Below are 12,805 nucleotides of genomic sequence, written 5' to 3'. Positions count from 1 at the left end.
CGAGGAAACACGCATGACTGCAACGATAATTACCATCATGATCGTGCTGCTGCTGCTCGGCTTCCCGATGATGATTCCCTTGATGACCGCGGCCTTCGTGGGCTTTTTCATGAGCTTCGGCGGCTTGGGGCAGATGGAAACGCTCATCCAGCAGATGATGCGCGGTATCAGCCCCACCGCGCTGATTGCGGTGCCCATGTTCATTCTGGCAGCCGACATCATGACCCGTGGGCAGTCGGCCAACCGATTGATCGACATGGTGATGACCTTCGTGGGCCATATCAAAGGCGGCCTGGCCGTCAGTACGGCGGTCTCCTGTACGCTGTTTGGTGCCGTGTCCGGGTCTACCCAGGCGACTGTGGTGGCCGTCGGCTCTCCGTTACGCCCGCGCATGCTGAAGGCTGGCTATAAAGATCCCTTCACCCTGGCGCTGATCATCAACTCCAGCGACATCGCCTTTTTGATACCGCCCAGTATCGGCATGATTATTTACGGGGTGGTATCACAAACGTCGATTGCCGAGCTGTTCATTGCTGGTATCGGTCCGGGCCTACTGATTTTGGCCATGTTCTCTACGTATTGCATTATTTACGCCATCGTCAACAAGGTGCCCACCGAGCCCAAGGCCAGCTGGAAAGAGCGCGCCGTGGCCGTGCAAAAGGCGCTGTGGCCACTAGGTTTTCCGGTGCTGATCGTCGGTGGTATTTACGGCGGGGTGTTTAGCCCGACCGAGGCGGCGGCGGTCTGCGTACTGTACGCCTTCCTGCTGGAATTCGTGATTTTCCGCTCACTAAAGCTGCCGGACATGTTCACCATTGCCAAGTCCACGGGCTTGATCACCGCCGTGGTGTTCATCCTGGTGGCGGCAGGCAACGGCTTCTCGTGGATCATCTCGTTTGCCCAGATCCCGCAGACGATCCTGGGTACCTTCGGGATCAACGAAGCGGGGCCCGTGGGCGTGCTAGTGGCCATTTCGATCGCCTTCTTCGTGGCCTGCATGTTCGTCGATCCCATCGTGGTGATTCTGGTGCTGACCCCCATTTTTGCACCGGCGATTGCGGCTTCGGGGCTGGACCCGGTACTGGTGGGGGTACTGATCACCCTGCAGGTGGCCATTGGCTCGGCGACGCCGCCCTTTGGGTGTGACATCTTTACCGCCATTGCGATTTTCAAGCGGCCTTACCTGGAAGTGATCCGCGGCACGCCGCCGTTCATTTTCATGCTGATCCTGGCCGCGGCTCTGGTCATCATGTTCCCGCAAATTGCGCTGTTCCTGCGCGACCTTGCTTTCCGCTAGCCACAGGAGCGCTTATGTTCAACCGCATTTTGATTCCTGTCGATGGCTCCAAGGGGGCCATCAAGGCACTGGAGAAGGCCGTTGGCCTGCACATGCTCACCGGCGCAGAGCTCTACCTGCTGTGCGTGTTCAAGCACCACAGCCTGCTGGAGGCCTCGCTCTCCATGGTTCGGCCCAACAAGCTGGACCTGCCGGACGATGCCTTGAAAGAGTACGCCACCGAAATTGCGGTGCACGCCAAGTCGCATGCCATCGAACTGGGTGCCGATAGCCTGCGCGTGCGCGCTTTCGTCAAGGGCGGGCGCCCTTCGCGTACCATCGTGCGCTTTGCGCGCAAGCGTGAGTGCGATTTGATCGTGATCGGCGCCCAGGGCACCAATGGCGAGAAGAACCTGCTGTTGGGCAGTGTGTCCCAGCGCGTGGCTGGGGCGGCACACTGCCCTACACTAGTGGTGTAAACCTCTGCGGCATCCTGCTGTCTGAAGGGGACGCCTGAACAACACCCGCCGCGTCAGGTAATGCAGCCTGACGCGGCGGGTGTTAGTCTTTAGGGATTCGACAACACGTTGGCGCGCTGCGCCGCTGGATAAGGTTTTTCCATGAAAGCACTTGTGACTTCTACTGCCCTGACGGGTTTATTGCTGGTAGCACCGTTCGCCGCCGCGGCCCCCGAGACCGACGAGCAACGCTTGGCTTACAGCCTGGGGGTAACGTTGGGCGAGAGCATGCAGGCCGATATCGAAGACCTGGATCTCGATGCCTTCACCGATGGTATGCGCGACGTGTTCGACGGCAATGAGCTGGCGATGAGCGAAGAAGAGATGATGGAAGCGCTGATGACCTTCCAGGAGAGCTCCATGGAGGCCCGCGAACAGCAGGCCGCTGAAATTGCCCAGCTGAACCTGGAAGAAGGCCAGGCCTTCCTGGCAGAGAACGCCGAGCGTGAGGGTGTCGAAGTCACCGAGTCGGGCCTTCAATATGAAGTGCTGGAGTCTGGCGATGGGGCCACGCCTGGCGCAGAAGACACCGTAGAAGTGAACTACGAAGGCATGCTGCTGGATGGCACCGTGTTCGATAGCTCTTTCGAGCGTGGCCAGTCGGTCAGTTTCCAGGTGAATCAGGTCATCGAAGGCTGGCAGGAGGCGCTGCAACTGATGAGCGTGGGCGACAGCTGGATGCTCTACATCCCTGCCGAGCTGGCTTACGGTGAGGGTGGCCAAGGGCCGATTGGTCCGAATGAGATGCTTACCTTCCGCGTTGAACTGCTGGGCGTCGAGTAACCCATGCCTGCCGCCATTGCTTATCGCCTGCTGGGCGTATTGATGCTCATGGGTGGCAGTGCTGCCCATGTGCAGGCGGACACGCCGCCAGCTGACCTGCCTGCGTTGGGTGCGATGCCCGAAGCTGCGTCGGTGGTGGGCGTTTCGTCGGGGGGCTACATGGCCACGCAGCTGGCCGTTGCCTGGCCAGAGCATTTCAGTGGCCTGGGGGTGCTGGGCGCAGGCCCCTGGGGCTGCGCCCAGGGGGCGCTGAGCCTGGCGCTCAACCAGTGCATGATGACTCGCCGAGGCTTGCCCGCGCTGGATACGCTGGAACAGCGCCATGAGCGTTATGCGGCGCTGGAGCAAGTAGGCAGTCGTGACGCGTTGCGCCAGCTCAGAGCCTACGTGTGGCACGGCGAATCCGACGCAACGGTATCTCCCGCGCTGGGTGATCTGTTGGCCAAGCAGTGGCAGCGCTGGTTGGCAGAGCCCGACGAGCAGCTGCGCTATGTGCAGCGTGAAAACACCGGACACGGCTGGCCGGTGGCGATGCCCAAGGATGCCCCCATCGACCCCCAATCCTTGGGCGACTGCCATCTGGGCGGCGGTAGTCACGTACTGGCCTGTGGTGACAATGTGGCCGCCGATATGCTGGCCTGGCTCTATCCCGAGCGGCCCGTGCAGGAGAGTGAAGGCGAGTTACGGCGCTTCGATCAGTCCGAGTTTGCCGTCAAGGGCTTGGCTGATACGGGCTATGTCTTCGTGCCCGAGGCGTGTGACGCGGGAGGCTGCCCCGTTACCGTGGCGTTGCATGGCTGCCAGATGAATGACCAAGCGATTGGCGACACATTTGCTCGCTACAGCGGCCTGAACCGCTGGGCCGAGGAGCACGGACAGATTATCCTCTACCCACAGACCGAAAGCAGCATGGCCAACCCGCAAGCCTGTTGGGACTGGTGGGGGTTTGCCGAAAGCACATGGCAAATCAACCCTTTGCATGACACCCGTGAAGGCACGCAGGCCAAAGCCCTGATGGCCATGGTCGAGCGGCTTCAAGAGGCGCCCGACGCTCCCGCAGAGGAAAGCACGCGGGAGGCGGACTAGCCACCCAGCTCGCTCTCCAGGGCAGATTTCAACCCATGGGGGGTGGGCGAGTAGAGCACCCGCTGCAGAATGGTTCCCTCACGGTTCACCAGAAACAGTGATGCACTATGGTCGATGGTATAGGCCATGGCGGAATCCGGCGCTTCGACACGGCGCCAGATGACGCCATAGCGCTCGGCAACATCGCTCAACTGCTCCTGACTGCCCACCAGCCCCACGAATTCCTCGCCGAAAAACTGCATGTATTCATTCATGCGCTCCAGCGTATCGCGTTCCGGGTCCACGGTGATCATCACCGGTACTACACGCTCACGCTGCTGTTCGTCCAGCTGTGACAGCACTTGGCGCTTCACGGCCTGGTTCATGGGGCAGACGTCCGGGCAGTAGGTGTAACCGAAAGAGACCACGGCGATCTCGTCGTCATCCAGTTGGGTCAGCGTAAAGTCGCCGTGGGTGGAGGGCATGGCAATGGGGCCGCCTTGCGGCTCGCCGTCGTTCGAAGGGGTGGCCAATTGATACATCCCGACGGCGCTGATCGTCAGCAGTACACCCAGCAGTGCCAACCCCCACACCAGCGGTTTACGTTTATTTGCTGCCGCCATGCCTTCAGCTCCTTGTGACATCGAAATCGAACCAGCTACCCAACTTGCCCTCGGGCGTATCGAGAATGACCCGAGCCCGCCAGGGCATGACGTCCTGGGTGCAAATGCCTACCTGCCCCTGGCCGTGGAAATGGCCGGGCGCCGTTTCGGTGAGCGTGAAACGGTGCAAGCCCATGTCCATGTCTCGGCCCACGAAGTCGACGGTCACCTGGTTGGCGCTAACGCCGTCCACTTCGACGTCCAGAGGCAGCACTTCCAGCGCCTGGATACGCCCATGGGCATCGATGGAGAGGGATAGGTGCCCCTTGTCTCCCAGCGTTGCCGAACATTGGCTAGTATGCAAGTTGCACTCACCGCTGGGCGAGAACCAGACCACATCGCTGTCGCCCTTCAGCCAGTTGGCAAAGGCATACCAGGTGCAAGCCGCCAGCGCGAGGCCCGTGACCAGTATCAACACTTTCTGCGCTGGAAAACCCGTCAGCTCGACGGGTTCAGGCAATTTCTTCATGGCAGAATAGTCGCTACGCAAGCCGTGAGGCGGGGAAGTTGGATTCATGGTAACAGCTATCCAGCGGATGTCGCTGTGCTGGGATGTCGCACTTGATAAGGAAAACAAATGGAGAGTATTACGGGCGCGCTTGGTCCCTTGTTTCTACTGATTCTGCTGGGAGCGTTACTGGGCAACCGCCGCTGGCCCAGCAGTGAGTTCTGGGTACAGATGGAGCGCTTGATTTATTTCGTGCTGTTCCCCGCCATGCTGGTGGGCACGTTGGCTACCGCGGACGTCAGTCAGGTGCCTGTCGGGCGGCTGGCGCTGGTGCTGCTGGGGGCGATGGCGCTGTTTGGTATGGCGCTCTGGCATTTTCGGGGCTGGTTGGCTTTGGAGCCAGCGGCGTTCACGTCCGTCTTCCAGGGGGCCGTGCGCTTCAATACCTATGTGGGTGTCGCGGGGGCCGCCGCACTGCATGGCAGCCTGGGAGCCACGACGGCCGCCGTGGCCGTGGCGCTGATGGTGCCTATCGTCAACGTGATGTGCGTCGCCAGCTTTGTGGCTGCGGGCACCCTGGGCAGTGCCAGCGTGGGCAAAAGCGCCCTGGCGCTGATCAAGAATCCGCTAATTCTGGGCTGTCTGGTGGGGATTGCCTTGAACGTGAGCGGCATCGGCCTGCCCGGCTGGAGCGAAGACACCGTCTCGCTGCTGGGGGGTGCTGCCTTGCCGTTGGGACTGGTGGCGGTCGGGGTGGCGCTGCGCCCGCGTGCGTTGCTGCGCTTTGACCGCGGTGTGTTGGCCACCAATACCATCAAGCTGGTGCTGATGCCTGTATTGGTGCTGGTGTTGGCCTGGGCGTTGAGACTGGACCCCGTCAGCCGAGACGTGGCGCTGCTCTTTGCGGCGCTGCCCACGGCCACATCGGCCTATATCCTGGCGCGACAGCTGGGCGGCGATGCCGAGCTCATGGCGGCGATCATCACTGGACAGACGCTATTGGCGATGCTGACGCTGCCGATGTGGCTGCAATGGGTAGGAGGATAAAAATAAATAAAAAGTATTCGCATTTGTGTTGACGTAGTAAATGAGAACTATTACATTGTGGGTGTGGCGTTTGATGAGACGCCACAGACCAAGACAGAAACCGCCAGTTTCCTGTCATGGTTTCTCCCTCTCATTGCTAGTCACGGTCTTTTGCCGCTCCCTTGGAGCGGCTTTCTTTTTTGGTGGGTCAGTCGCGGCATAGACCGGGCGTCAGGCTTCCCGGCGGTAGATCAAGTCCCATACGCCGTGGCCGAGCTTTTCGCCGCGCGCTTCGAACTTGGTGAGCGGGCGGAAGGCCGGGCGCGGTACATAGGGTGCCGTGTCTTGATCGGCGGTGTTGGCGTAGCCAGGGGCGGCCTCCATCACGTCGGCCATCCATTCGGCATAGGCCTCCCAGTCGGTGGCCATATGGAAGGTGCCGCCGGGCATGAGGCGCGTGCGAATGAGCTCCACGAAGGCCGGCTGGACGATGCGCCGCTTGTGGTGCTTTTTCTTTGGCCATGGGTCGGGAAAGAAGAGTTGCAGGGTCGTCAGCGAGGCTTCCGGCAAGCACTGCTCGAGGACGGCCAGCGCATCTTCACGGTACACCCGCAGGTTGGTCAAACCGCGCTTGTCGACCTCGTCCAGCAGCTTGCCCACGCCAGGGGCGTGTACTTCGATGCCGATGAAGTCGGTATCCGGGTGGGTTTCTGCCTGTTCGATCAGCGAATTACCCATGCCAAAGCCAATTTCCACCACGCGGGGGGCTTGACGGCCAAACAGGGCATCCAGATCCTGGCGGCCATCGGCAATGGTCAAGCCCAGGCGTGGCCATACTTCTTCCAGGCCGCGCTGCTGGGCTTGGGTCATGCGCCCGGCACGGATCACGTAGCTTTTGATGCCGCGACGGTGCAGCGGCGCATCTGCGCTCTCCGGGCCAGTGGTGTTGCCGTTCGGCACAGTGTCGTTGGTGTCGGTCATGGTGTCTCTGTATCAGCCGTTGATTCGGCCTGCAAAAGGCGAAGAGGGGTCGGCACTTTGGCGGCGCGGCATGCGCCCGGCCAAAAAGGCGTCGCGGCCAGCTTCCACGGCCAGCTTCATGGCGTTGGCCATACGCAGCGGGTCGCGTGCGTGGGCAATCGCGGTATTCAGCAGTACCCCGTCGCACCCTAGCTCCATGGCCATGGCGGCATCCGAGGCCGTCCCGATACCGGCATCCACCAGTACGGGAACTTTGCTCTGCTCGACGATCAGGCGCACGTTGTGCGGGTTCTGAATGCCGTGGCCCGAACCAATCAGCGAGCCCAGCGGCATGATGGCGCAGCAGCCCATGGCTTCCAGCTCGCGTGCCACGATGGGGTCATCACTGGTGTACACCATGACTTCGAAGCCATCGGCCAGCAGGGTTTCTGCGGCTTTTAGCGTCTCGACCACGTTGGGGTAGAGGGTGTGATCATCGCCCAGCACTTCCAGCTTGACGAGGTTGTGGCCATCCAGCAGTTCGCGGGCCAAGCGGCAGGTGCGCACGGCATCTTTGGCGTTGTAGCAGCCAGCGGTATTGGGCAGCAGGGTGTACTGCTTGGGCGAGATGACGTCGAGCAGGTTCGGTGCATCGGCATCCTGGCCAAGGTTGGTACGGCGCACGGCAAAGGTGACGATTTCGGCACCGCTCTGGGCAATGGCAGCACCGGTTTCGGTAAAGTCTTTGTACTTGCCGGTACCCACTAACAGGCGGGAGCTAAAATCACGTCCGGCAATAGTGAACGGTGTGTCGGTCAGTTGCGTCATGGCGATTCCTTGAAAAAGCGCGATGGCCGTTAGCCGCCACCAATGGCGTGGACGACTTCGACCTGGTCGCCCTCGGCGAGCGCGGTGGCGGCCAGCTGGCTCTTGGGCACGATCTGTTCGTTGATCTCGACGGCGATTCGCCGCCCGCTCAAGCCCAGTTGGGCGACCAGATCAGCGGCGGTCAGGTCCGGGGCAATGGCGTAGGCTTCGCCATTGAGCGTAAGCTGTATCGACTCATTGGGGGTAGGCATAAACAGTAAGCACCCTGGTGGAGGAGGCAAAACGGCCTCTATTGTAGCGGTTTCGACCCGTGCAAGGTATGCAGCGGGGTGAATATCTCATGATTAACGGGGTGGCGATGCGCCGCCAACATAGGTGAAAAGGAGTCAGGCGTGCAGCGAATCGACAAGCTGTGGTGGTGTGTGGTGGCGCTTTTAGGGGCAACCATGGTGATGCTGGGGGCTTACGCGGCCCATGGGCTCTCGGCACGCACCAGCGCTGCCATGGTAGATATCGTAGAAACCGGCGTGCGCTACCAAGCGTGGCACACGCTGGCCATGCTGGCGGTGCTTGCTTGGCGCAGCCAACGTCCGCTCCCCGGTCAGCAGGTCGTACTCGCCCTATGGGCGTTAGGTGTGCTGGCCTTTGCTGGTTCGCTCTACCTGATGGCGCTGGCCGGGTTGAGCGTAGGTATCGTGACGCCGATCGGCGGGCTGCTGCTGATGGCCGGTTGGCTGGCCCTGGGCGTCACGGCGCTGCTAAGCCGCTCTTAATCGATGCTAGCCCAGTAGCATGCGCAGCGGCATCCACAGGCCCATGCCGATCATCACCAGGTTTTCGGTGAGCGACACAAAGCCGAGCGGTACGTTGCTGTTGCCACCCACGCAGGCGCACTTGAGTTCGCGCTTATCGATGTAAACCGCTTTGAAGACTGATACCGCGCCCACGGTGCCGACGAATAGCGCCAGCGGCGCGGCTACCCAAATCAGTGTACCAGCCAGCATCAACAGCCCGGCGGCGGTTTCGGCGTAGGGGTAAACGTAGCTATAGGGCACGTAGCGCTGGGCGAGCAGGTCGTAGTTGAGAAACATGGTGCTGAAGCTTTCGATATCCTGCAGCTTCTGCAGGCCCAGCAGCACCATCGCGGTCGCTACGGCAAACTCTGGCATGCGCGCCGTGAGCAGCGTGCCCTGGGTCGTCCAGCTCATCGCCAGGCCTATCAATAGCGCGATGGCAAAAATGGCCAGCACCGGGCGGTAGGTAGTCTCTTTGGCATTGGGAACGCTCATCCCTAGATGCTCACGCAGCTCTTCGTAGCCGCCGATACGTTGGTTATCTATGTACACCTGTGGCGTGGTATCGACGTTCTCCTGCTCCTTGAACGCGTCGATCTCCTCACGAGAGGTGAGGGTGTGGTCATCCACCGCGTAGCCTTTGCGCCTGAGCAGGTCGACGGTCTTCAAGCCGAACGGGCACATGTGCTCGGCGGTTTTCATCCGATACACCTGTGCGGTGTGGTGGGTCGTTGCTGCCATCATCAGCCTCCTTGTCGTCTTACGATCAACGTCCACCTTTTAGCGTAGAACCCGGTGCCACCCATAGGTCAAATGAGAGGGAAAGACCGTTGTCTGGTCCTTGACCTGTGGGTAGCCCCAAGGTGGTAAGCTTTGCAAAAAACGGTGTCATAGGAGAGCGATATGAAACGACATGCCACTGCGCTGCTGGTATCCGGTGCTTTGATGTTCGGCGCTGCGACCGCCCACGCCGCGCTGCCGGATGAGGCGACGCTGTATAAGAACCCTCAATGTGGCTGCTGCGATGAGTATGCGCGTCATCTTGAAGAACTTGGCGTAGACGTCACCATCATCGATGACGTCGAGCTGGGTGATATTAAGCAGCAGGCGGGCGTGCCTTACGGCATGGGCTCGTGCCACACCATCGAGATAGGCAACTACTGGATCGAAGGGCACGTGCCGATGGAAGCGGTTGAGGCACTGTTTGAACAGCAACCGGATGTCGATGGCATCGGCTTAGCCGGTATGCCAATTGGCACACCGGGCATGCCAGGGCCCCAAAGCGAGCCTTACAACGTTTACCTATTCAGCGATCAAGACGCCCAGCCGTTTATGACGCTGTAGGCGAAGAAGCGCCGTTGCGTCGCGCAAACTCTGCTGCGGGTGCTGGCTTGCTAAAGAAGTAGCCCTGATAGACATGGCACCCCAAGCGAGCCAGTACTGTACTTTGATCGGCGGTTTCCACACCCTCGGCAATCACATCAAGCCCTAGGCTCTCTGCTAGGGCGATAATGGTGGCGGCTGCCAGGTGGCTGTGGCGGGGTTTGTGCAGCGTTTCCTTAACGCCACCGGTATTCGCGTACGGGACTACCCGATGACGCTGGATCGGCTGATCGACCAGCTCCCCAAAGTGAGTTGAGCGCGTTAAAGCGTGAACGACCGCGCTGTTCGGCTGCCTAGAGTTTATCCGGCAGCGCATAGCTGGCGGTGACATGCACCACGGGGCGCGATGCATCGTTGACCGAAAAAATCTGCACTTCGCCCACCGCCAGGCGGCGGCCTAGCTTGATCAGCCTAGCGTGGGCGACGATGTCGTGATCGCCGGAGGCCGCGCGTAGAAAGTGGCAGTTCAGATCGCTGGTCACGGCCATCGCTTCAGGGCCTATTTGGGCCAGTATCGCCACGTAGAGCGCCACATCCGCAAAGCCCATCATGGTAGGGCCCGACACGCGAGGGCCAGGGCGCAAGTGCTCATGGCCAATAGTTAGACGCAGGGTGGCGCACATCTCTCCTACGCTCTCTATCTTGCCCATGCGCTGGGGAAAGACCTCATCCAGAAAGTGCTCGATCTGCTCGACGGTCATGACGGTCATTGTTGTTGTTCTCCTTGACGTTAACGTAAGTCAGCATAAATAAAAAAGCCCCAAGGCGCGAGCCTTGGGGCTTGGCAGGCCATTCAGCAGTAGTGCTTACTTAGCCTTATGTACCTGACGCCACTCGTGCAACAGCGGTTCGGTGTAGCCAGAGGGCTGTACGCGGCCCTTGAAGATCAGGTCGGAGGCTGCCTTGAACGCTGTGGAGCCTGCGAAATCCGCACTCATGGCGGTGTACGTTGGGTCGCCCGCGTTCTGCTCATCGACCACTTTTGCCATGCGCTTGAGGGTCTCCTCCACACGCGGCGCATCGACGATGCCATGGTGCAGCCAGTTGGCAATGTGCTGGCTGGAGATACGCAGCGTGGCGCGGTCTTCCATCAGGCCGACGTTGTGAATGTCCGGCACCTTCGAGCAGCCAACACCGTGCTCTACCCAGCGCACCACGTAACCCAGAATGCCTTGGCAGTTGTTATCCAGCTCCTGCTGAATCTCGTCATCCGACCAGTTGGCGTTTTCTGCTACCGGCACGGTGAGCAGGTCGTCGAGCAGATCCGGCTCGCCCTGGGCTTCCAGGTCGCGCTGAATATCGGCGACATTGACCTGATGGTAGTGCAGGGCGTGCAGGGCAGCCGCCGTGGGTGACGGTACCCACGCCGTGTTGGCACCGGCTTTCGGATGGCCGATCTTCTGCTCCAGCATGCTGTGCATCAGGTCGGGCATGGCCCACATGCCTTTACCGATCTGGGCGCGGCCACGCAGGCCACAGGCCAAACCGACCTGCACGTTGTTCTTCTCGTAGGCGGTGATCCAGGCGGCGCTCTTCATGTCGCCCTTGCGAACCATCGGGCCGGCTTCCATGGCGGTGTGCATTTCATCGCCGGTGCGGTCCAAAAAGCCGGTGTTGATGAATACCACGCGCGAGGTGGCTTCGGCGATACACGCCTTGAGGTTGACCGTGGTGCGGCGCTCCTCGTCCATGATGCCCATTTTCAGGGTGTCACGGCTCATGCCCAGAATGTCTTCCACGCGGCCAAACAGTTCGTTGGCAAACGCGACTTCTTTTGGCCCGTGCATCTTCGGCTTGACGATGTACACCGAACCCGCGCGGGAGTTGCGCGGCTGGTCGGCGTCTTTCTGCAGATCGTGCAGCGCCAGCAGCGAGGTCACGACCGCATCCAGGATGCCTTCCGGCAGTTCGTTGCCGTTTTCGTCCAGCACCGCAGGCGTGGTCATCAGGTGGCCCACGTTGCGCACGAACATCAGCGAACGGCCCGGCAGCGTGACGCTGTTGCCGTCGGTGGTTTGCCAGGTGCGGTCGGCGTGCAGCTTGCGGGTGAAGGTTTTGCCGCCTTTCTCGATGCTCTCTTCCAGGTCGCCCTTCATCAGGCCGAGCCAGTTGCTGTACACGCCGACCTTGTCTTCGGAGTCTACCGCTGCCACGGAATCTTCGCAGTCCATGATGGCGGTCAGCGCGGCTTCGACAACCACGTCCTTGACGTGTGCCGGGTCGGTCTTGCCGATGGGGTGGCTGGCATCGATCTGGATTTCCAGGTGCAGGCCGTTGTTGGCCAACAGAATCGACTCGGGGGCCGAAGCGTCGCCGTTGAAGCCAATCAGCTTGCTGGCATCTTGCAGGCCGGTTTCACGACCGCCCTCCAGGCTGACCACCAGGTGACCATCACGAATGACATACTTCACCGCATCCCGGTGGGATCCTGTGGCCAGCGGGGCGGCACGGTCCAGCACGCCACGGGCGTAAGCGATGACTTTTTCGCCGCGCTTCGGGTTGAAGCTGGTGCCTTTTTCCGCGCCGTCTTCTTCTGAGATGGCATCGGTGCCGTACAGCGCATCGTACAGGCTGCCCCAGCGCGCATTGGCCGCGTTCAGGGCGTAACGAGCGTTGCTCACCGGGACGACCAGCTGTGGGCCCGCTTGAATGGCCACTTCACGGTCGACGTTGGCGGTGGTGGCCTTCACGCTGTTCGGTGGCTCTACCAGGTAGCCCACTTCTTTCAGGAAGCGACGGTAGGCGGGCATGTCGCTGACCGGGCCTGGGTTTTCCCGATGCCAGGCGTCCAGCTTCTCTTGCAGGGTGTCGCGCTCTTCGAGCAGCTGGCGGTTTTTGGGGGTCAACTCGTGGAACAGAGCATCGACACCGGCCCAGAAGGCGCTTTCGTCGACGCCGGTGCCCGGCAGAGCCTGCTCGTTGATGAAACGGTCCAGGTCGGCTGCCACCTGTAAACGGTGGCGCGTGATACGCTCGCTCATGGGGATCTCCTGTGAAGGTGCCCGTGGATTGTTCTAGTGCCACGGTTCGGGTGAAAGGTGATTTATGGAAAATACTTCCAC

General features: G+C 60.9%; 16 protein-coding genes. 7 read left to right on the top strand and 9 right to left on the bottom strand.

What is annotated here, in order from left to right; translation table 11 throughout:
- Positions 1 to 13: 13 nt before the first annotated feature.
- From CWI66_RS09910 to CWI66_RS09895, 4 genes are all read left to right on the top strand, one after another.
- On the top strand, positions 14 to 1,297 hold the full coding sequence (locus CWI66_RS09910) for a TRAP transporter large permease (protein ID WP_100731572.1): 1,284 nt from the start codon (positions 14 to 16) through the stop codon (positions 1,295 to 1,297).
- Between the two features lie 14 nt (positions 1,298 to 1,311).
- Positions 1,312 to 1,755: a universal stress protein gene (locus CWI66_RS09905; RefSeq protein ID WP_016915442.1), complete on the top strand. Its 444-nt coding sequence runs from the start codon at positions 1,312 to 1,314 to the stop codon at positions 1,753 to 1,755.
- 141 nt (positions 1,756 to 1,896) lie between these two features.
- Positions 1,897 to 2,577, top strand: a complete 681-nt coding sequence (locus CWI66_RS09900; protein ID WP_016915441.1) for an FKBP-type peptidyl-prolyl cis-trans isomerase N-terminal domain-containing protein — start codon at positions 1,897 to 1,899, stop codon at positions 2,575 to 2,577.
- Positions 2,578 to 2,580: 3 nt separating this feature from the next.
- On the top strand, positions 2,581 to 3,663 hold the full coding sequence (locus CWI66_RS09895; RefSeq protein WP_100731571.1) for a PHB depolymerase family esterase: 1,083 nt from the start codon (positions 2,581 to 2,583) through the stop codon (positions 3,661 to 3,663).
- On the opposite strand, the gene CWI66_RS09890 is transcribed toward CWI66_RS09895, so the two are convergent.
- The gene (locus tag CWI66_RS09890) at positions 3,660 to 4,265 is read right to left on the bottom strand and encodes an SCO family protein (RefSeq protein WP_100731570.1); all 606 of its coding nucleotides are present in this window, start codon (positions 4,263 to 4,265) and stop codon (positions 3,660 to 3,662) included. The two genes, CWI66_RS09895 and CWI66_RS09890, sit on opposite strands and share 4 nt — an antisense overlap.
- A gap of 4 nt (positions 4,266 to 4,269) precedes the next feature.
- Positions 4,270 to 4,821 (bottom strand): hypothetical protein, encoded by a 552-nt coding sequence (locus tag CWI66_RS09885; RefSeq protein ID WP_232710827.1) that lies wholly within the window; start codon positions 4,819 to 4,821, stop codon positions 4,270 to 4,272.
- A 60-nt stretch (positions 4,822 to 4,881) separates the two neighbouring features.
- Between CWI66_RS09885 and CWI66_RS09880 the strand changes: the two genes are divergently transcribed.
- Positions 4,882 to 5,799 carry an AEC family transporter gene (locus tag CWI66_RS09880; protein ID WP_100731569.1) on the top strand — a complete coding sequence of 306 codons (918 nt, stop codon included), beginning with the start codon at positions 4,882 to 4,884 and terminating at the stop codon, positions 5,797 to 5,799.
- Positions 5,800 to 6,009: 210 nt separating this feature from the next.
- Here the strand turns inward: CWI66_RS09880 and trmB are convergent, their stop codons facing one another.
- From trmB to thiS, 3 genes are read right to left on the bottom strand one after another with little or no spacing between them, the layout of a single operon-like run.
- The gene (gene trmB, locus CWI66_RS09875; RefSeq protein WP_100731568.1) at positions 6,010 to 6,759 is read right to left on the bottom strand and encodes a tRNA (guanosine(46)-N7)-methyltransferase TrmB; all 750 of its coding nucleotides are present in this window, start codon (positions 6,757 to 6,759) and stop codon (positions 6,010 to 6,012) included.
- 12 nt (positions 6,760 to 6,771) lie between these two features.
- Positions 6,772 to 7,566, bottom strand: a complete 795-nt coding sequence (locus CWI66_RS09870) for a thiazole synthase (RefSeq protein ID WP_100731567.1) — start codon at positions 7,564 to 7,566, stop codon at positions 6,772 to 6,774.
- A gap of 29 nt (positions 7,567 to 7,595) precedes the next feature.
- Positions 7,596 to 7,817, bottom strand: a complete 222-nt coding sequence (gene thiS, locus CWI66_RS09865) for a sulfur carrier protein ThiS (protein ID WP_100731566.1) — start codon at positions 7,815 to 7,817, stop codon at positions 7,596 to 7,598.
- Between the two features lie 141 nt (positions 7,818 to 7,958).
- On the opposite strand from thiS, the gene CWI66_RS09860 reads away from it, so the two are divergent.
- Complete coding sequence (locus CWI66_RS09860; RefSeq protein ID WP_054640754.1) at positions 7,959 to 8,339, top strand: DUF423 domain-containing protein; 381 nt, start codon at positions 7,959 to 7,961, stop codon at positions 8,337 to 8,339.
- A 6-nt stretch (positions 8,340 to 8,345) separates the two neighbouring features.
- Here CWI66_RS09860 and CWI66_RS09855 read toward each other — a convergent pair whose 3' ends face one another.
- Positions 8,346 to 9,101 carry a glutaredoxin gene (locus CWI66_RS09855; RefSeq protein WP_198517525.1) on the bottom strand — a complete coding sequence of 252 codons (756 nt, stop codon included), beginning with the start codon at positions 9,099 to 9,101 and terminating at the stop codon, positions 8,346 to 8,348.
- Between the two features lie 162 nt (positions 9,102 to 9,263).
- Here CWI66_RS09855 and CWI66_RS09850 point away from each other — a divergent pair, with 162 nt between their 5' ends.
- A complete protein-coding gene (locus CWI66_RS09850) occupies positions 9,264 to 9,704 on the top strand; it encodes a DUF411 domain-containing protein (protein ID WP_054640755.1) in 441 nt (146 codons plus the stop codon).
- Here the strand turns inward: CWI66_RS09850 and CWI66_RS18335 are convergent.
- From CWI66_RS18335 to CWI66_RS09835, 3 genes are all read right to left on the bottom strand, one after another.
- Complete coding sequence (locus CWI66_RS18335) at positions 9,691 to 9,870, bottom strand: EAL domain-containing protein (protein WP_371317434.1); 180 nt, start codon at positions 9,868 to 9,870, stop codon at positions 9,691 to 9,693. The genes CWI66_RS09850 and CWI66_RS18335 overlap by 14 nt on opposite strands.
- A 166-nt stretch (positions 9,871 to 10,036) precedes the next feature.
- Complete coding sequence (locus CWI66_RS09840) at positions 10,037 to 10,453, bottom strand: PaaI family thioesterase (protein WP_100731565.1); 417 nt, start codon at positions 10,451 to 10,453, stop codon at positions 10,037 to 10,039.
- 96 nt (positions 10,454 to 10,549) lie between these two features.
- On the bottom strand, positions 10,550 to 12,724 hold the full coding sequence (locus CWI66_RS09835) for a malate synthase G (RefSeq protein WP_100731564.1): 2,175 nt from the start codon (positions 12,722 to 12,724) through the stop codon (positions 10,550 to 10,552).
- Positions 12,725 to 12,805: the final 81 nt, after the last annotated feature.

The organism is Halomonas sp. 141, from assembly GCF_002810305.1.
Lineage (GTDB): Bacteria > Pseudomonadota > Gammaproteobacteria > Pseudomonadales > Halomonadaceae > Vreelandella > Vreelandella stevensii.
This window is presented reverse-complemented; position numbering and strand designations above follow the sequence as displayed.